At 34.6% G+C, this 19573-nt stretch carries 14 protein-coding genes; 11 read left to right on the forward strand and 3 right to left on the reverse strand.

Translation table 11 applies throughout. The annotated features are described in order from the left end of the window. Window positions 1-99: 99 nt before the first annotated feature. From ACT9TX_RS17165 to ACT9TX_RS17175, 3 genes are all read right to left on the reverse strand, one after another. On the reverse strand, window positions 100-1167 hold the full coding sequence (locus ACT9TX_RS17165) for a DUF932 domain-containing protein (protein ID WP_481340129.1): 1068 nt from the start codon (window positions 1165-1167) through the stop codon (window positions 100-102). A 105-nt stretch (window positions 1168-1272) separates the two neighbouring features. Next, the gene (locus tag ACT9TX_RS17170) at window positions 1273-1665 is read right to left on the reverse strand and encodes a single-stranded DNA-binding protein (RefSeq protein ID WP_481340130.1); all 393 of its coding nucleotides are present in this window, start codon (window positions 1663-1665) and stop codon (window positions 1273-1275) included. A gap of 421 nt (window positions 1666-2086) precedes the next feature. Beyond that, complete coding sequence (locus ACT9TX_RS17175) at window positions 2087-2788, reverse strand: response regulator (protein WP_481340132.1); 702 nt, start codon at window positions 2786-2788, stop codon at window positions 2087-2089. Between the two features lie 267 nt (window positions 2789-3055). Between ACT9TX_RS17175 and ACT9TX_RS17180 the strand changes: the two genes are divergently transcribed. The 11 genes from ACT9TX_RS17180 to ACT9TX_RS17230 all read left to right on the forward strand — a co-directional run bounded on the left by ACT9TX_RS17180 (window position 3056) and on the right by ACT9TX_RS17230 (window position 19501). Continuing rightward, window positions 3056-4606, forward strand: coding sequence for a metallopeptidase domain-containing protein (locus ACT9TX_RS17180; protein ID WP_481340133.1), 1551 nt, complete (start codon window positions 3056-3058; stop codon window positions 4604-4606). 9 nt (window positions 4607-4615) lie between these two features. Beyond that, window positions 4616-5560 (forward strand): hypothetical protein, encoded by a 945-nt coding sequence (locus tag ACT9TX_RS17185; RefSeq protein WP_481340134.1) that lies wholly within the window; start codon window positions 4616-4618, stop codon window positions 5558-5560. Between the two features lie 868 nt (window positions 5561-6428). Beyond that, complete coding sequence (locus tag ACT9TX_RS17190; RefSeq protein WP_481340136.1) at window positions 6429-8471, forward strand: hypothetical protein; 2043 nt, start codon at window positions 6429-6431, stop codon at window positions 8469-8471. A 23-nt stretch (window positions 8472-8494) separates the two neighbouring features. Beyond that, window positions 8495-9577, forward strand: a complete 1083-nt coding sequence (locus ACT9TX_RS17195) for a hypothetical protein (protein ID WP_481340137.1) — start codon at window positions 8495-8497, stop codon at window positions 9575-9577. A gap of 71 nt (window positions 9578-9648) precedes the next feature. After that, window positions 9649-10152 (forward strand): hypothetical protein, encoded by a 504-nt coding sequence (locus ACT9TX_RS17200; RefSeq protein WP_481340139.1) that lies wholly within the window; start codon window positions 9649-9651, stop codon window positions 10150-10152. 202 nt (window positions 10153-10354) lie between these two features. Beyond that, window positions 10355-12196 (forward strand): O-antigen ligase family protein, encoded by a 1842-nt coding sequence (locus ACT9TX_RS17205; RefSeq protein ID WP_481340140.1) that lies wholly within the window; start codon window positions 10355-10357, stop codon window positions 12194-12196. A 10-nt stretch (window positions 12197-12206) separates the two neighbouring features. After that, window positions 12207-13733 carry a hypothetical protein gene (locus tag ACT9TX_RS17210; protein ID WP_481340142.1) on the forward strand — a complete coding sequence of 509 codons (1527 nt, stop codon included), beginning with the start codon at window positions 12207-12209 and terminating at the stop codon, window positions 13731-13733. A gap of 107 nt (window positions 13734-13840) precedes the next feature. Beyond that, window positions 13841-15205: a hypothetical protein gene (locus ACT9TX_RS17215; protein WP_481340143.1), complete on the forward strand. Its 1365-nt coding sequence runs from the start codon at window positions 13841-13843 to the stop codon at window positions 15203-15205. A 34-nt stretch (window positions 15206-15239) separates the two neighbouring features. Then, a complete protein-coding gene (locus tag ACT9TX_RS17220; protein ID WP_481340145.1) occupies window positions 15240-16694 on the forward strand; it encodes a T9SS type A sorting domain-containing protein in 1455 nt (484 codons plus the stop codon). 10 nt (window positions 16695-16704) lie between these two features. After that, window positions 16705-18858 (forward strand): DUF3289 family protein, encoded by a 2154-nt coding sequence (locus ACT9TX_RS17225; RefSeq protein ID WP_481340146.1) that lies wholly within the window; start codon window positions 16705-16707, stop codon window positions 18856-18858. Next, complete coding sequence (locus ACT9TX_RS17230) at window positions 18848-19501, forward strand: hypothetical protein (RefSeq protein WP_481340148.1); 654 nt, start codon at window positions 18848-18850, stop codon at window positions 19499-19501. Before ACT9TX_RS17225 ends, ACT9TX_RS17230 begins: the two co-directional genes overlap by 11 nt. Window positions 19502-19573 lie beyond the last annotated feature (72 nt).

Genomic DNA, 19573 nt, shown 5'->3' on the forward strand with positions numbered 1-19573 from the left:
GTAATTCCATCTTAAAGCAACGGATAAATTTAATTTTATTGTATCAAAGAGCTAATTTATCTTTCGTACACCTGTGGACAACGCCCAACCCTGAAGACCCTAATTCAAGAATAAACCATCGCTACCGTTCTTCGCAAAATCTGTACACAAGGCAAACGCTTTTTGTGTACGCAACTGCCCTGTACCGCCCAACAATAAAGACTTCAACTTTGCCTCTTCGTTCTTGTAGGAACGCACATTCTGAAAGTAGCCCGTTACAGCATTGTATGCCCCGAACAATGTGCCTTTTGTAGTGTGCAATTGCTGTGAAGGGTTAGCCATGGCGTATTCAAAAGTGGTATCGCAAATGTTCTTGAAACAGGTGGACAGTTCATCATCCTTGCCAGCCTGTAAGTTTTTCAATACTTCTTTATTTGGCACCATTGCCATTTGTACCAGTTTCATCACTTCGCTATCTGTAATGCGGATGGTTGCCCATTGGTTGAACATCCCTTCCAATTCGCTACTTAGGTTATTGGTAATACCCATCAACCGGTGGGCTGTTTCCAAGCGTTCCTTTGCGTTGGCGGTATGCCTAATCTTGATGCTGTTGGAACGGTTGTGCATCGCTGCATTTAAGGTATTGTTGCAGACAATCCTGATAGGGGTGAAGGCTGCTGTAATGCTGCCACTACCATCATGCGAAGTGGTCAAAAACAAATACTGCTCAATCAAATCATCATTGCCCACTTTTATGTAAGAAGGCAGTTTTGCTGTGATGAAAATCCGTTCACCATTCCCCAAAGCCCCTGCTGTTTCATATTGGATGCCATCACCACCAACGATACTGTCAAAGAAGGTAAACGCATCGGTGTTCTGTACCACTTCATAATCCTTGCCCACCACGCCCAATACCTGTTCCGTGTCGGTACGGATTGTTGCGAAATAATTAGGTACTGCAACCTCTGCAATCTTGATTTCCAAATCGCCATTGGCTTCCTGGTTCTCATTGTCGTAGGTGAACAAGGCTCTTTTTGCTACCGTGTAATCCAACCCTGCAAAACGCAAGGCTTCTTTACTTGTCGGATAATCCGTAACAATCTGCCCCAACCCGTGCCATGCTTTCTGCTGTACGGAAAAGAAACTGTGCTTCCCTGTTTGTTCATTGAAATTAATTTGATGTGCCATGATATGTTACCCAACTTGTTTTGTATCCCGCAAGTGGTACTTCTGCGGTTTAGTTATTGAAATTGATTCATAAATGAAAAGGAGATTAGGATGGAAACCGACCCATTAAAACGGTAAATCGTCTAATGGTTCTGTTAATTCACCTGCCGCCACTGGTGCAGCAACTGCTGTGCTGTCAGTAGCATACTTCGGTGTACCATGCAATTTGATACTATTCACATGAAATGTGATAGCTGCCTTTGGTTCACCCTGTGCGTTGTTCCATGCGTTGACACCGATTCGCCCCTGCAACTCAACGAGCGTCCCCTTTTTTAGGTACTGGGCAATGTTGGCATTTACCCAATACGCACACTGCACATAGGTGGTGATTTTGGTTGCTTCGCTACTTCCTTTTGGTTTGTAACTGTCGTTGATGGCCACATTGAAGTTGACCACCTGTTTGTCGCTTGGAAGTGTTTTTACTTCGGCATCTGCTGTTACCCTTGCAATGATTTCCATGACTTAAAATTTTATGGTTACTAAATGTTTTATGAACCTCGGTTTGCACCTCGTTCATTTCCCTCGTAGCAACCCAGCCTTGAAACCGTATTTTGGAAAAGCAAGGTTTTTGCAACTAAAAAATGTTGACTGTGGAATAAATAGCGAAGCGGTTTATGCCGCAAAAGCAACAAGCAAAGCGGTTTTTTTATTGCAAAACCAAAGGCCAGCCGCAATGCAATGCAGGTGCAGACCTTGCTTTTTCAAAATACCGTCAAGAAATTTGCGAAGAAGAGTAAAATGAAGTCTATGTAAAGCTTAGTTGTGTAATTGAAATAAATATCTAACGATTTGCTTCTTACTAGGTAATTAAGAATAATTCAATTCTTTTAAGGATTACCGAATTTATAAGCTCTGCCAAAGCCAATATATACTACTTGCATTACGAATATGTATTATTTTCACTTATAGGTGTATTGGTTAAATTTGCTACTTTCACCATGCCAATACGCAGTGCAAAATAGAATAAAGCTTGTCTACCACCGCTAATTATATTTAATTTTTTATTCAACCTTCCCACGTACGTTTCTATAGTACGTTGCGATAAATGCAAAATATTGCCAATTTCTATATAATTAATTTGGGCCGTAAGTATTTTAAGTACCTTATATTCACTTGTCGAAAGCTGGTAATTACTATGCAGAATATCTTTTTCGAGTTGTCTTACAGCCATTAAGTTCGTTCTATTAAAACTTGAATCATCTATTCTTTCATCAATATATACAGTATTATTTTTTACTAGCTCAATTGCTTTATTTAAATACATACAGTTATTATGCTTCCATACAAAACTCATAACACCTGCTGCTAAAGCCTGATTTATAATATTTTTTTCATTATACGATGAAAGAGCTATTACTTTAACTAGAGGGTAAAAATCCGTTAAATATTCCATTACACTAATGCCATCCATTTTAGGCATTTGTATATCTAAAATAATTATATCAGGCATCTGTATTTCATTGGCAAACCAATGCAGCACTTTATCTCCATCGTTTAAACTGGCTATTACTATACAATTGTGTATTTGGGTTACTAAATTCTCAATTATTAGCCTGTGTTTGGGCATATCATCAACTATCATTATGGCACACATTAAGCAATGGTTTTAGCTTAGTCAATTACAGAAATAATTTAACATTATAAAATAACCTAAACATTTTATTACAACTGTCCTGATAGGTATCAGGATGCAATAATTTAATGTGTAACTATTTTTAAAATTTTTAAAAATTGTAGGGCTTGCCCCACTTGTCTTGGGTTGTATTGGGTTGTATTGGGCGGTAGTTTTGGCTTATTAAAAAAGCAACCTAACATGGTTGCCGTAAAAAACTTTTAAAAGCCAAACTACATGCGAAAAATAATATTATTGCTATTATTTTTTTTTAATATAGCACCCTGCGTAAAAAATGGTGAGTGGTGCATTTTTAATATTGAAAAAGCGGCAGCACAAAATGGAGAAAATTATGGATCAGAAATAGCGGCGGAATATTGTTTTGAAACCTTTGGTGGATATTTAGATAATTGTGGAATTTGCATATATGATGATATTGTACCTTGTGATGGCGAAGGTGAAGTTGAAGATGACCCAACAGCTACCTACGATTGTAACGGCGATAAGAATGGCAGTGCGTATATGGATGCATGTAATCAATGTGTAGGTGGTAATACAGGCGGCATACCTTGCAACCCTTATAATAATGAAGAGTATGATTGTATGGGCGATATGGGAGGGTCGGCTTATGTAGATGGGTGTGGCTTATGTGTAGGTGGTACTAGTGGTTACGAACCCTGTGGCATGCCTAACAACCAAGATTGTAATGGCGAAGTAGGCGGTAATGCGTATTATGATGATTGTGGTTATTGTGTAGGTGGCAATAGTGGCTTAGATGCTTGCCCGCCCAAAGACTGCCATGGCGACCGTGGTGGAACCGCCCAATACGACCAGTGTGGGTATTGTGTTGAAGGTAATACAGGTTTATCGCCTTGTGTGGTAGATTGTGCTAGTAAAGTTAAGTTTGAGGAAGACGCGATAAAGAAATATGGTTTTGATAATTATGACCCTATAAACCCAAATATACCACTTGTAGTACCTTGGAAATCTCTTAAAGAGGGCGAAACAGATATACTAAAAATTACTATTACCCCTACTAATAAGTATAATTCAGTTACTTTTAAATCTACGCCTATAAGCCAAATTGTATTAGGTGTGACAAATGCACCCTCCTCTGTATTTGATTTAACAGTACATGCACAAGGATTAGTTCCTTTTGGGTTAAATCGTATCGAGACACAAATACAAGCGAATTGTTTAAATCCAAATGGCTCCCTTATTAATAAATTAAATGTTGTTACATATAAAGGAAATACAAAAAAAGTCTCAGTTACATTGATACATTCAAAAGCACGTTCAGGTTATGCTGGATATACAAGTACAAATGTTAGCGATGCTGCTATATTGTATTATTTAAATTCTTGTTATAAACAAGCAGCTATTACTTGGGTTCTTAAAAGACAAAATGATATGACTGTTGATTTTGATTTAAATGGGGATGGTAAAATTCAGACTAGTAAACCTAATTTAAGTAGTGAGCAGGTTTATATATATGATAATTGTAGAGATAAATCTGACCCTGATATTGATATACATTTATTTTTAGTTGATAATCCATCAAATTTAAATATTCTTGGAAACTCTGCATTTAGTATAAATACATCCTTTGTCTATCCAAATAATGGTAATTCACAACTAAATATTACTATTCCTCATGAAATTGGGCACGGTCTTTTCAATTTGCCAGATTTATATACTAATGATTTACAAAACATGATGTATAACTCTTATGTTCCGGGTACCACAATCAAGATTCGTAAAGACCAATGGGACATTATAAACCAATAAAATTAAAATATGAAATATCGTCTTTATTACTTAGCAAAATCTTTCATGGTTTGTCTTTTTTGTTTACCGCTTTATCTTCTGGGGCAATCAAGTATAAAAGATATTGCCAAAATTATTGATTCAGAATTTGATGGTCTTAGAAATGGAAATCATAAATTAAGTAATTATCATTTTGATTCTACCAATGAAAACTACTTCTTTAATTATTTAAAAAAGTTTGAGAATGACCCTTTGATTGATATTCGGCTTAACGCACGTGGGTTAAAAGCTGGTATTGCTCTACAAAGTAAAAACTTAGCTATCAGAAAAGCAGAAGTTGAAGATTTATTGGAAATGTATTTGAGCAAGAATGAAGTGTTTATGAATAACTCTAAATCATTGTTCTTATTTGAGGAAAAAGATTTTTCCCCAATTGCTAAGAATAAGATGGAAATTATTTTTAAGAAATATAATTATACAGTCGGTCCTTATGATGTTAATGGCAATTTTATAATGCTTTGTGGTAAAATTCATTTGACTGCATTACTGCCTCAGTTGAAGATTTTAGCTAATGGGTTAAACAGGCATTACAATGAATGGTATAGAACAGCCCCTTGGTATGCTTGTTTAGCTGTTACACGAATGGGAGACACGTCGCAAATTGATAAAATGATTGCAGCCGTTGAATTAGAAACTAGTCTTGATTTACGAGTAAAACACTTACTTAAGCAACTGGCTTACACTGAAGATAGAGAGATTTACAAACTTTTTATAAAGTATTTAGCTAGCGAAGAGAAAATGCCGAAAAAAGCAAATCACGAAATTGGTTTTGATTCTGTTAATAATTACGCACTAGATTATTTAATAGATTCTGTGAATGATTTTCCTGTTAAAAAAACTCTTTCTAGTGGCTACACAAATGATGATGTTGGAATTGCGATTTCTTGGCTAGAAAACAAAATAAAAGGAAATTAAAATGCAATATTAATTTGTTCGCGTAAACCATTGTCTCTGGTTTTATAATTGAATACTTAATTAAAGTTATTAAAAATGAGCATTTAAAAAATATTTTAATCTCTAGATATAAACATGATTAAAGAGTATATAACCGCAGATATTGTTGTAAAAGTTAAAAACTGGCTAATAAACAATAAAGGCAAGTACATTATTGATAGAACCCAGTTTTTTAAAAATTATAGCTTGATGTTTTAATCACAAATGGCTTATTTTAATGAGTTGAATAATTAGTATATTAAAATTTAAAAGCTTAATAAATACTTATTATGAAATATTTGTTTTTCTATTTAATATTCACACTGTTTTGCAAGTATACTTTTTCTCAACCTCCAATAGATACTTTACCAGACTATGTTAAACAAAATAGCCTACCTACTTTTCGTATGCTTACTACAGAGAGTATAATTTTTTCAGCCTGTGTTTGGGCATATCGTCAACTATCATTATGGCACACATAAAGCAATGGTTTTAGCTTAGTCAATTACAGAAATAATTTAACATTATAAAATAACCTAAACATTTTATTACAACTGTCCTGATAGGTATCAGGATGCAATAATTTAATGTGTAACTATTTTTAAAATTTTTAAAAATTGTAGGGCTTGCCCCACTTGTCTTGGGTTGTATTGGGCGGTAGTTTTGGCTTATTAAAAAAGCAACCTAACATGGTTGCTGCAAAAAACATTTAAAGCCAAACTACATGCGAAAAATAATATTAATACTATTGTTATTTTTTAATATAGTACCCTGTATAAAAAATGGGGAGTTACATTTTTTTAATATTGAAAGGGTTGCGGCACAAAGTGGAGAAAGTTATGGATCAGAAATGACTGAGGGAGCTTGTGCTGAGCTTTTTGGTGGATATTTAGATAATTGTGGAATTTGCATATATGATGATATTGTACCTTGTGATGGCGAAGGTGAAGTTGAAGATGACCCAACAGCTACCTACGATTGTAACGGCGATAAGAATGGCAGTGCGTATATGGATGCATGTAATCAATGTGTAGGTGGTAATACAGGCGGCATACCTTGCAACCCTTATAATAATGAAGAGTATGATTGTATGGGCGATATGGGAGGGTCGGCTTATGTAGATGGGTGTGGCTTATGTGTAGGTGGTACTAGTGGTTACGAACCCTGTGGCATGCCTAACAACCAAGATTGTAATGGCGAAGTAGGCGGTAATGCGTATTATGATGATTGTGGTTATTGTGTAGGTGGCAATAGTGGCTTAGATGCTTGCCCGCCCAAAGACTGCCATGGCGACCGTGGTGGAACAGCCCAATACGACCAGTGTGGGTATTGTGTTGAAGGAAATACAGGTATATCGCCATGTGATTTATGTTCAATACATCCTGGTGCATTGTCTTGTCAAATACTTGCGTTTGCAGAAATAAAAGACCACAGATATTTCGTAATTGTAGATGGAGATATGACTAAAAAATATTACAACAATGATATCATATACTTATCCGCAAAATCAAATACTTCTGTTTATTTATCGGTTTTTGATGAATTAGCAACTTTACCAAATAACTATTTTACTTGGTACACTAATGTACAAAAGTGTACTAATGTGAACGACTGCGATTTTAATATTAATAGTGCTATAACCTATAATATTAACTTAGGTAAAGATTACGGTTCTGTAATTCCTAAACCCGAAAGTAGATTCCCTTTTAAAACTTTATTTAGCGTAACACTTAAAGTAATTAATAACTTAAAATCTTACATAGTTTTTTCACCTAAAACTACAGAATTTTCAGAAGGTGGATATTATAAAGAATACGGTTTTGACAACCAAGGAATAAAAAGTTCAACATTAAGTGTGCTATCTAGTAACAATGGAGGATATAAAGTACCACGAACTTTACCAAATGGTACACCTTACGAAACACCTTGGATGAGTATAGTTAACAATGTGCATAATTATGTAAGTATAAACCAATCAGTAGTTGATAATACAATTGATGACAGATCAAGCATTTCAATTTCTTGCAATAATTCATTAATAAAAATAAATGGAGTAAGTAATTTGGTTATCAGTTATTTAGTGCTAAAACAGTGGATAGCTGATAATACCCCGTTAGATATAACAGGTACAGGTACCCCTACAGCAAGTTATACTAAAAACGAAATAGAAGTAAAATTAACCCCATACGGTTCTAGCGCTATTGAAACAATAGGTTTTTTAGAAATAAGTTACCAGCAAAAAATAAAGAAGAAACTAGTTATTGTAAATGTTTTAACAGCTAATGGAAGGATTAACTTAATTGATAATGCAAAAGTATTAGAATTTTTAAACAAGTATTCTCATAATCAGTTGTTTAGAGAATGGGAAATTGTTTCACAAAATTCAAATGGTAAAGTATACCCCACTTTTTTAAATTTAACTACTGCTTCAAATATTAACCCGATCAATGGCTTAGATGTATTTAAGGCAGAATATGAAAAACTAAATTATGTTGGGACAACTGAAAAAATTAATTATTTAACAATTAATCCCCATCCTGTTGATATAGATGGTATCAATAATCAAAAGACTCGCTTTTTATTTATTAGTGATTTAAATGGCGTAGTATCAGATGCCAAGTATTATGGTGACTCTGAAATAGGTAATTGTTTTGCTATGATAACAAATTTGGGCAATTATGAATCAATAAGCCACGAGTTAGGGCATACATTAAACTTGCATCATATAATGGAAGACGCCGAGACTGATTTTCCCAATATTTTAAAAGGTAGCACCACTAATTTTATGGATTATACAGAAGGTACAGGGCATTATAGAGATATGTTTTTTACATATCAATGGCACTATACAAAAAATAGCCAAACAAAAAATACAGGTTATTGGGTATGGTAAATCACACAAATAAATTTACTAAAATGAGATTACTATTTATAACAATTAGTTTTTTGGGCATATCAATAGGTTATTGTCAAGGGCAATCCTATATAGATAAGTCAGACTATCTTGGGGCGGAAAGATTGTCAAAGGAACCAACTAAATATGAGCCATCTGCAGATGAACTAATGGAATTTTTAGATCAATACCATGTTGATAAAGGCGGTACATCCGAGTTCCCTATCGGCTACTTCCGTTTTACCAAAAAAAATGCAAACTTAAAAGTAAAACAAAAGCTGTTGTCGTTATTAAAAAACGAGTGGACGTTTCACGATTTAAAACGAAGGTGGCTATCTGTAAAAAGTATACCGATGGTAAATAACCAAGAGTTAGGTACTTATTTAAAAAAAGAAGCAAATAAACAGGCAGAGAAGCAGCAGCGCCAGCTTTATTTTGAAAATAAAGGTGATAAACCTGACTGGGCTTTAAGTAGTATTTTTTTTGATGATTTTTATAGGCGAGCTTACGATAGTATTAGCAAGCCATATATAAAGCAGTATATGGATGACCCTGTTGCAAAATGGGAGATAGATGACTGGTTGGTAAAAACAGTAGCTTGGTTAAATTATAAAGAAGCCATACCGATACTAAAAGCAGGTTTAGCAAAAAGTGAGTGTAATTTTAATAAGCAAGTAGCAAAAGTAGCCTTGGTAAAGTTGGGCGATGTAACGTATAAAAAAGAAATATTTGAAATGAAGGATTTTTTAGAAACTAAAATTTGGTTTAATAATATTTTTAGCGTTGCAAACCCTTTGTTTTTTATTGGCACGCAAGAAAGTATTTATAGTATAAACAATTTAATGGATACCACAAAAAGATATCCCTTAACAGCACATGCCTTACAAAGTAAAGGATATAGTTCTGGTTTAATAATGAGGGATCTAATTGGAATTATTAAAAATGAAGATTTTAAAAAAATATTTGAATCCTTGCATATGAGCTTAATTGAAGATTATATAACCGCAGATATTGTTGTAAAAGTTAAAAACTGGCTAATAAACAATAAAGGCAAGTATATTATTGATAGAACCCAGTTTTTTAAAAATTATAGCTTGATGTTTTAATCACAAATGGCTTATTTTAATGTTTTAAATAATTAGTATATTAAAATTTAAAAGCTTAATAAATACTTATTATGAAATATTTGTTTTTATGTTTACTATTCACACTGTTTTGCAAGTATACTTTTTCTCAACCGCCAATAGATACTTTACCAAATTATGTTAAGCAAAATAGCCTACCAGCTTTTCGTTTACTAACTACAGACAGCGTAATTTTTTCTAATAAAAATTTACCGATAGATAAATTTAAAGTCATCATTTATTTTAGCCCAGATTGTAGTCACTGTAAAGCAAAAGCAAAAGCATTGGCAGATAATATTGATAGTGTCAGTAATGCCTTTTTTATTTGGGCAAGCTATCACCCAGTTGATGAATTGAAAATATTTGCAGACCAATTTGGCTTGTCAAAATATAGCAATGTAAAAGTTGGCAGAGATATAAATTATACTATACCCGTATATTTTAAAGCAACCGTTACACCTTACATTGCTATATACGATGCCAAAGGGTCTTTTGTGAAAGAATTTAGAAAAGGTACAATGTTTAACGATATCATTAGTGTATTGAAAAATAGATAATTTTTTCAACTGAACATCTTGTTACTATTTATTCAAAAAATAGCTGTACATAAAGCAATTTTAAAGCTGCCACCATTAGGTGGCATTTTTATTTTTATTTAAAAAGGTGAGATAATTTTTAAAAATTGTAGGGCTTGCCCCACTTGTCTTGGGTTGTAAAGGGCGGTAGTTTTGGCTTATTAAAAAAAACTGCAAAGCAGCCATGCTTAAAAGCCATATTGCCAATACTATTTTAACCATTATTATTATTGTTGGCACACTTATAACCAATAGTTTCTTTGGTCCTAAAACCTTAACAGCTTATTTTATTTATACCGTTTTAGGTGCTTTTATTGCTACCGCAGCAAGTGTGGCGTATTTACGTGGCAGTAAAAAATTGGTAATTGTTCATCCTATACCAATCATGTTTTTTTTGCTACTGGTTGGGTATTATGTTATTCAAAATTTAATTGGTGGCTATCAAGCGCTCAATAATAGGCACTGGTTTTTAATTATCAATGCGCTATTGCTAGTGGCTTACTGTATTCTATTCAATAGTAAACAAATAGATTTTAAACAAATTTGTGCCATTATTTCCATTGTTGCAAGTTTAGAAGCCTTTGTTTGTGTATTGCAATATGTGGGAGTAATAGGTAGTTTAGATACTTTGTATACCATAACTGGTACCTGTATAAACCCTAACATCACTGCTATGTTTTTAGTTATGGCACTGCCAGCAGTATGGTTAACTATTTTTGGAAGTAATAGAGGGTTTAAAATATTAGCCGTTGGCAATTTATTGCTAATAATAGTTGCATTTGTATTGTTGCAATGTCGCACGGCTTTTATTGGTGCCATTATTTGCACTGGTATTATCGTAAACCATCAATTTAAAGTTTTACTACTGCTTCGCAAGAAGTACAATACTGTTACTCTACTCATTTTTAGCGCGTTACTATGTTGTTTGGTAGTAAGTGTTGGTTTTTATTTATATCATTTTAAGGAAGCTTCTGCCGATGGTAGGACTTTTATTTGGAAAATAAGTTCTCATTTATTTTATAACAACTTAGTTACAGGTATTGGTTATGGCCATTTTGAACATGATTATAATTTAGCTCAAGCACAATATTTTGCAAGTGGTGCTGCCACACAGCAGCAAATTATGAATGCCAGTTTTGTACGAATGGCTTACAATGAGTTTTTAGAAGCTGCAGTAGAAGGTGGTATTATTGGTTGCTTGTTATTAACTGGCTTTTTAACATCCTTAGTGCTGTGGCCATTTCTGCGTTCTTGCAAAAATTATTTTGTTAACCCTTCGGCTATTTATGCTTATGCTGCTGTTGTGTCATTTGCCATAATGAGTTGCTTAAACTTTACTATACAAGCTATACCTGCTATGGCATTGTTTGTATTTTATGCATCATACTGTGTTAGCAATAATGCAATATTACCCACGGTAGCAATTGGTAAACAGCAACAGCCAAAGCATAAAAATAGATATACATATACGTTATCCAAACCGCTAGTTGGCTTATTGGCTTTAGTGGGGGGCTATAGTTTTTTAAGCATGTTACTGTTAGGTAAGTGTTATGCAAATAATCAAAATTTACAAATAATTGCTTACGATGGTAATGCTAAAAGTGCAGTTAGTGGTTTAAAAGTTTTAGAAAGTAATTTGTCCCAGTCTGGTTTTTACTGGCAAGGCTATGGCAGTATATTGTATGCCAATGGCAAATATAAAATGGCACTGGATAAGTTTGATAAAGCTAAAGCCATCACATCCGACCCCGACCTCTACCTGCTTATAGGAAATTGCTATTATAAAATAGGGCAATACGCACAGGCGGCAACTGCTTATATAACTGCCCAAAATATTCAACCCCACCGCTTTGCCCCACGCTATGCATTATTAAAACTGTATGGTGCTGCAAAAGATACCACACAATTATTATACACTGCCAAAACAATATTAGGATTGCATCCAAAAATACAATCGGCTAAGGCAGAATTTTATAAAAAAGAAGCCGAGGCCGCTATTACAAACATTTACCCAAAAACGTATTAATAATAATTGTATGAAAATATTTGCAATTTGTTTTTTCTTGCTTTCAGTTCCCGTGAGTCTTTTATCGCAAAAATCATTTCCTATTGCCGTAAATGCTGCTTTAGCAAAAGTTGGTAGCAATAAAGCAGAGTTGGTAAAAGCCATTAACTATTTTCAAAAAAAGAACGATAGTCTGCAATTAAAAGCATTGTATTTTTTATTAGTCAATATGGATAGTCATCAATCTGTAAATTATTATTGGGCAGATAATACTGGTAAACGCATTGCTTTTAACGAGCTGGATTACCCTGACTTGCCAAGTTCTATTAAAGCATTTGATGCATTAAAGGCTAAAACCAATCAGATACACCCTGTACCAATTATTTATAAAGATGCAGATACTATTACGGCCACTTTTTTAATAGATAATGTAGAACGGGCATTTGTAGCATGGAAACAGCCTTGGGCAAAACGGTTGTCCTTTAGCGATTTCTGTGATTATTTACTTCCCTATAGAGCTAGCGTAGAACCACTGCAGAACTGGCGTGGCACATACACCAAACAGTTTGCAGGTCTTAATCAAAAAGTAACAAATAAAACTATAGACGAAGCGTTAAATTTTTTCGCATCGGATTATAGAAGCTGGTTTGTAAATACCAACAATTTAGAAACTCGGAAAGAACCTTTGCCAAGGTTAGGAGCATTACAATTACTGCATCGCAAAAAAGGCCCTTGCGAAGATATTGCGGATTTGGAAGTGTTTCGGTTACGCTCACAAGGCATAGCAAGCACAGTTGATGTAGTGCCTTTTTGGGCAACATCAATGGGATCTCATTTTTTAAATGCCGTAATTCAGCCGCAGAAAGTATGGCATTACGATGCTTTTAATAGTACACCCGTTGCTAATTATAAATTTATGCGAGAACCTGGCAAAGTGCTTAGAACCACTTATGCTAAACAAACTGGTGCTTTGGCTAATATAGAAGCCATAGACAATATACCTAAGGGATTACTACGCAGTTTAAACTATAAAGACGTAACTCCAGAATATTGGCCTACACAAGATGTTTCTACCTCACTTTTTAAGTTGGCAAACCCACAAAAAATAGTGTATGCCTGTGTGTTTAACTTTTTTAATTGGCAGCCTGTGTGGTGGGCTTCTGTAAAAAATAACACAGCATTATTTACCAAAATGGGTAAAGGTGCTATTTACTTGCCCATGTACTACTTACAAGGCAAATTAAAGCCGGCTGGTTATCCTGTAGCGGTCGGCTATAAGCAATTGCAAATATTAATGCCAGATACTTTGCACACGCACACGGTTCATCTAGCCGAACAAGATAAATATCTGTATTACAAACCTGGTAAAAAGTATAAACTATTTTATTGGAACAGTGGTTGGAGGGTATTGGCAATACAAATGGCAAACGCAAATGCCAAAGAAATGATATTTTACAAAGTACCTAATAATGCTCTATTGCTTTTAGTGCCAGAAACTACAGAGCATAAAGAACGCCCTTTTACAATAAATGATACAGGAGAAAGAGTGTGGTGGTAACAAAATAACACCTAGTGTTTACAAATAGTATCCTTATTCAATTAAAATATATTATATTAAAATAAACCATAATCAATTATTACACTAACAATCAAAAAAATTAAAAAATGAAAAAGAACGTATTTACAATTGTGGCTTTTATTGCCCTATCTACATTTCAGCAGTTAGCTGCCCAACCATTTCCATTGTCACCTTTAGTTTATAAACAATTTTCGCCGTCTGTGGCAAAAGCCGTTTATAATAAGCTGTCTAGAATTAGTACAAGTACTAGTACACAATTATGGCTAGCCAATGCATTTGTAAAAAGAGATAGCATTATTGCACTGCAAATGGTTAAAGGCTTATCGCCAAAAGAAATAAAAAATGCAACTGACAGCCTAACCTTACAGTTAGAAAACGGATTAAAAGCTACTATGAGTAATGCAGAAAAAAAAGCTTATGTAGATAATATTGAGACGCCTAGGCTTGATAAAGAAAAATATGTGGGTGCCGCTTTGAACTCTCAATTTGGAACAGCACTTAAAAACAAAACTGTACTGGGGCTAAGCAAAAGCCAAGAAGATAGGTTACTAGAAAAAGCTAAAGAGCTACAAAGGAAAATGGTATTTGCTAACGCCCACAGAGACTCACTTGTTTTTGATAGAATAGCATATCAAAACGAGCAAATGACTAAAATACTAAGTAAAGATCAATACGCCGCTTGCCTAGCCATAAGGGATTCAAATATGGCGGCTATACAAGCTAAAAAAAAGTGGGATGACCTAACAGAGAAAGGACTAACCGCTAATTATGACCAAAATACAGTGACCAAACAATTAATGACTTATCAACTAAAACGAACAATTATTAACGACCAGTATGGAGATGATAATAAGGCTGCAAAAAAGAAAGCTCTAAAAAATTTAGCAACAGATGCACCAACTTTACTAAAAGATGCCCCTATGGCAATACTAATACCAGCAACAGGTTCATTATCAAATTCTCAAACTGCCACAGCCTTATTACTTAAAGATGAACTAAAACTAACCAAGGAGCAAACTGATGAATTGTTGGTAATCATGCAAACACTTAAAGATAAACTTGAGGTAGCAAAAATCAATAAAGATTCAAGCACCTTTAACCGTGGTGCTTTTGAAAGTAACCAAATGAGTAAAATATTAAGCGAAGAGCAGTACACCAAAGTGCTAGCCGAACGTAGTAAAACCTTTGCGGAAAGGCAAGCCATAAATAGCTGGAATGAACTTAAAACCAATGGCCTTAACACTAAGTACACTAAAGACAGTGTTTTGCAACAAGCCACTACATTTTTTATAAAAAAACATAGTGTAATGGAGCGTTATCAATACAATGTACAACTAAGGCAAAAAATGTTGCGTATAACAGATATGGCTATGCCGGATGCCTTAGCAGCTTTGGCAAGAATAAAGAAGACAAAAAATTTACAAGCTAATAATGCAGGGTTTGCGTGGTAATCGCACTTAACTATAAAAATTTAAACATACAATTATGAAACATACGATATTATTAGCATTGCTAATGGCAAATTGCTTACATAATTTTGCACAACCCAAAAGCATAGTAAAAGATACGTTCGCTATACAAGCTGCCCAGTATCTTAACCAATATAGTAGCAGTTTTAATGCTACCAAAGCATTTCAGTTGTACCAGCAAAGTGCCAGCTTGGGTAATGCAAAAGCTATGAACGCCATTGCTGTGCAATATAAGCAAGGCTTAGGGGTAGATAGCAGTACCGAACAAGCCATACAATGGTTTACCAAAGCTGGCAATGCAGGCTATGCAAAAGCTTGGTACAATTTGGCTATGCTGTATAAAAATGGCAATGGCGTACTGCAAAATTTTGCACAGGCTTACACCTATCTTACCAAAGCTGCTGCTATGGGCGATGCACAAAGCATATATGCAGTAGGTTATTTTAACTACAAAGGGCTTGGCTGCGTACAAGATTATAGTAAAGCTGCCAATCTATTTGCACAAGGTGCTAAACAACGCAGCCCAAACAGTATGTACTTTTTGGGGCTATGCCTGCGCAATGGTTATGGCGTAGTTGCTAATGCAGATAGTGCCACTTATTGGCTACAACTGGCCGCAAAAAGAGGGTACAAAATGGCAAGCGATGAGCTAGCAATGACAGAACCAGAAAATGCAGGAGAAGCTGGCGCACTGGCCGATAAAATAAAAGCAGCCAAAGCTGCAATACCCCAAAATATATCCCTAAACCAGTTTGCCAAAGTACAACAAAACATGCCCGCCGCCGATGTAGAAGGTAGTTATAGCGGCTATTTATTAAAGTACGATTGGAGTGGTACACACGTAGTAAGTGCAGCTAAGTTACAGGTGCAACTAAGCTACCAAAATGGTAAAATAACGGGCGTGTGGCAAGAAGATGATAGTCTTAACTTGTCAATACATGCAGTGCTAACCCCAAAAGCACTAGTATTTGATGCTATGCAATACAATAAAAAAAGCCACTACAACCCCATAAAGCCCGAGTTGCTAAGTTTTGAAAAGGCAAGGTTACAATTTATAAAAAATGGCGATACAGTTTACCTAGCAGGCAACTTGCAAATGTTTGCCCCCGAACGTAACGAACCTGCCAAACCACAATTTATTGCCCTTACCCGTACCAAAAGCATCCATAGCGATAGTGTAATTGCTATGGTAAACGAAGATGGTAGTATGCTTACAGCTTATGCCTTACATGCCTACCCAAACCCTTTTACCACCATACTTACTGTAGATTTTGAATTAAAGCAAAGCTGCTACGTGCAGGTACAATTGCTAACGCTGGATGGTAGGGTGATATATAGCAATACAGGTGGCACTTTGGCAGCAGGCAGCTACACATTACCCCTGCAGCCTACACAGGTAGCTGCAGGCACTTACTTGCTACGCCTACAATACGGCAACAAACAAAAGGCAACCCAAGTAATAAAACTTTAAAACTAACTAAATGAAAAAAGTAATATTGCTACTTGTGCTATTTTTTAATATAGTACCCTGTGTAAAAAATGGAGAGGTAACATTTGGTACAAGCCAATTGTATGCACAACAAGGCGGTTGCAGGTGGCACAAGCCTATTTTAGGTAATTCTGGGGGTAACTCTGGTGGAACAACAATTGGAAATATAATACGAAGTATTGTTACGTTTTTTCAAAGTAGTGGGGGCGGCAACGAGGCATTTGGTTCAGAAAATCCTGATTTCTCGTTACCAGAAATACCCGACGATATTTCAGATATTTCAGATATTTCGAATATAGATGACTCTGGGGATGAAATTTATATAAGTCAAAGCCAATTGGAACAAATATTTGGTACAAATGTAATTCAGAGTAATCCTTGTGACGTTTTTCTTAGTGGGATGTCGCAAGAAGATGCGATATTTTTTATAAAAGAATATTTAAGATTTAGCGGTAACCCTTATTCTTACTACACATTAGATAATGCTACTAAACAAAAATGGGAAGCCCTTTCCCTATATGGGCCAAGCAATCTATCTTCTTTAGCAGCAATCATTTCTGTTCTTCCTCAAGATATAGCTAATGTTCAACAAATGAGCAATGTGAACAACCAAGTAGTTAATCTAGATTATTTTCCTGTAAAAATTACAACTTTACCTACACTAAATGGACACCAAGTGTCAGCCAATGAATTATTGGAATATATTAGATTGCATTTAAATGATTTTATAGATAATACTACCATGAGTATTACACCATACGATGCCAGTAACTTAGCTTTATGGAACGATGCTGCAACCAAAGGCAATGGTGCGGTACTAAAAACATCTGTAAATCGAGTCACATCTAATAATGAAGGTATTTTAATAGCAAGTAATACTGCTACAGAGCCAAATAACTTTAAGCTTACCACTATAAAAGACCCTCTTTATGCTGGCACATCACCACGTAATTACAATAGTAACCGTGAATTTGGATACATAACAAATAGTGATGGAACTTACACTTTTTATAGCAAAGGTGTTGATAGAGCAATAGGTGATGAAAGTAAGATTTTAGAAAATGCTGCAAATGGAATAATGGCTGAAACAGGTAATAATATTTGGAGCCCCTATATGTATAAGATATTGGATTTTGTTAATAGCAATTCAGGTGGTGGGAGTCAGCTATTACAAGAAGCTTATAAACCTGATTTTACTGAAATTGGAAAAGTTATTAATGGTCTGTCGCCACTTTGTAAAATTGCTGCTACAGTCGTTAATTCATCATTAGATGACAATTCAACTAGCAGTAATTGTAATCCTCGTAGTCAATCTGAAAGGATTACTAGTCCAATATTTTTAGGTTCGAAAATTAAAGATTTAGGACAAGGTGCGGATGGAGTAGCTGCGATAAGTACAACAGAAGCCAATTGGGATATTAGTATAGATCAAGAGGGTATGAAATCTTGCGATATGAACATGTCATATTTTTTGCAATTAGGCATATCTTCATCAGATTTGTCTAAAAATGAATCTGACATGGAATTTGATATGAGAAATAAGTTATTCTTAACAGGTAATTGGGCATCGGGTTCAGATTTATGGCAAATAACTGTAAACTGGCTAAATCAGTTTTTTAATACAATATCACCAGGCGCAACACCTGTTCCTTTTTTTAAGAAATCAGATGTAATTCTAAATAGAAAAGTAGAAGCAGATGATGCGTTTTTAGAAACCGAACAAAGAGTTGAGAACTCGTTTAGAAATTACATAAAATCCGGAGGAATTTACTCTAACTATAGAGTTGGTACATTAATGGATGGATTAAGTGTTGGTGATGGAGGAAATGGCGGTGGGGTGCTCGATCATATAATGACTAATGTTAATGGATTGGGGATATTAATGCATAATATAACGGCCGCAAAGTTAGAAATAATAAGTTACAAGGTTTGCACTGATACAAAACGTTATTTGGCTAAACTTCGATTCACGCTTCATGATGATTTTGGATTAGACAGACAAGATATTTTACGTCAAAGTCCTATAGTGAATTCATTAGTTGGACCTTATTTTAGAGATTGGTATGTGCTTCAACATTGGCGTTGTCATCAACCATTTATTACCGAAGTTATAATTGAAAAAGAAATATCTGGATATGAAAATTAAACTAATTATCGTATTTATAATTATCGCTGCAATTGCAGCGATAATTATAAATCGAAAAAACAAGCCGTGTACTGTTTATCCACTATCGCCATCTACAACATCATTTGTACGACTGTATCCACTAAATATAGTCAATAAAATAAGTGGTGCTACTGATACTATTATTTATCGATGCTATATTTTAGATGGATATTTTGAGAATGATACAGCTGTAATTAAGAATATCATTTTTTCGTATTTATACCATAATAGTCATAGTAAAATAAAATCAAAAATTATAGATTTAACAAAAAACCAGCCAAAAGAGACATATGGCGAATCATTTGTAGATTTAAAAAATAGAAATGTTAAATATTTTTTTGAATTTTATAAAGCAGGTAATGGATTGGATAAAGGTTTTATTGAAACACCTGGGGAATACGGAGGATTAGGAGAATTTAAAAGTCAAAGAATTGTTGAAGTACACTGGGATAGCGCAAGAATAGCTGAAATTATTTTTTTTAGAAATAGTCGCATTATATACTCGGATACCTATTTATTTAACGGTAATATTATTAAGCAAAAATTTAAAGATGGACTTCCGAATTATGAAGATGAGTATACCCCTTTAGGCATTATTCGCAAACATTCAAGGATTAATTAATTAACTCAAGTTGCTAGTTAATTTTCTTTAGCTGTAAAGCAAACAGGAATAATGCTATTTTCAGGAGGAAGC

This window comes from Parasediminibacterium sp. HNIBRBA5674, from assembly GCF_056745525.1.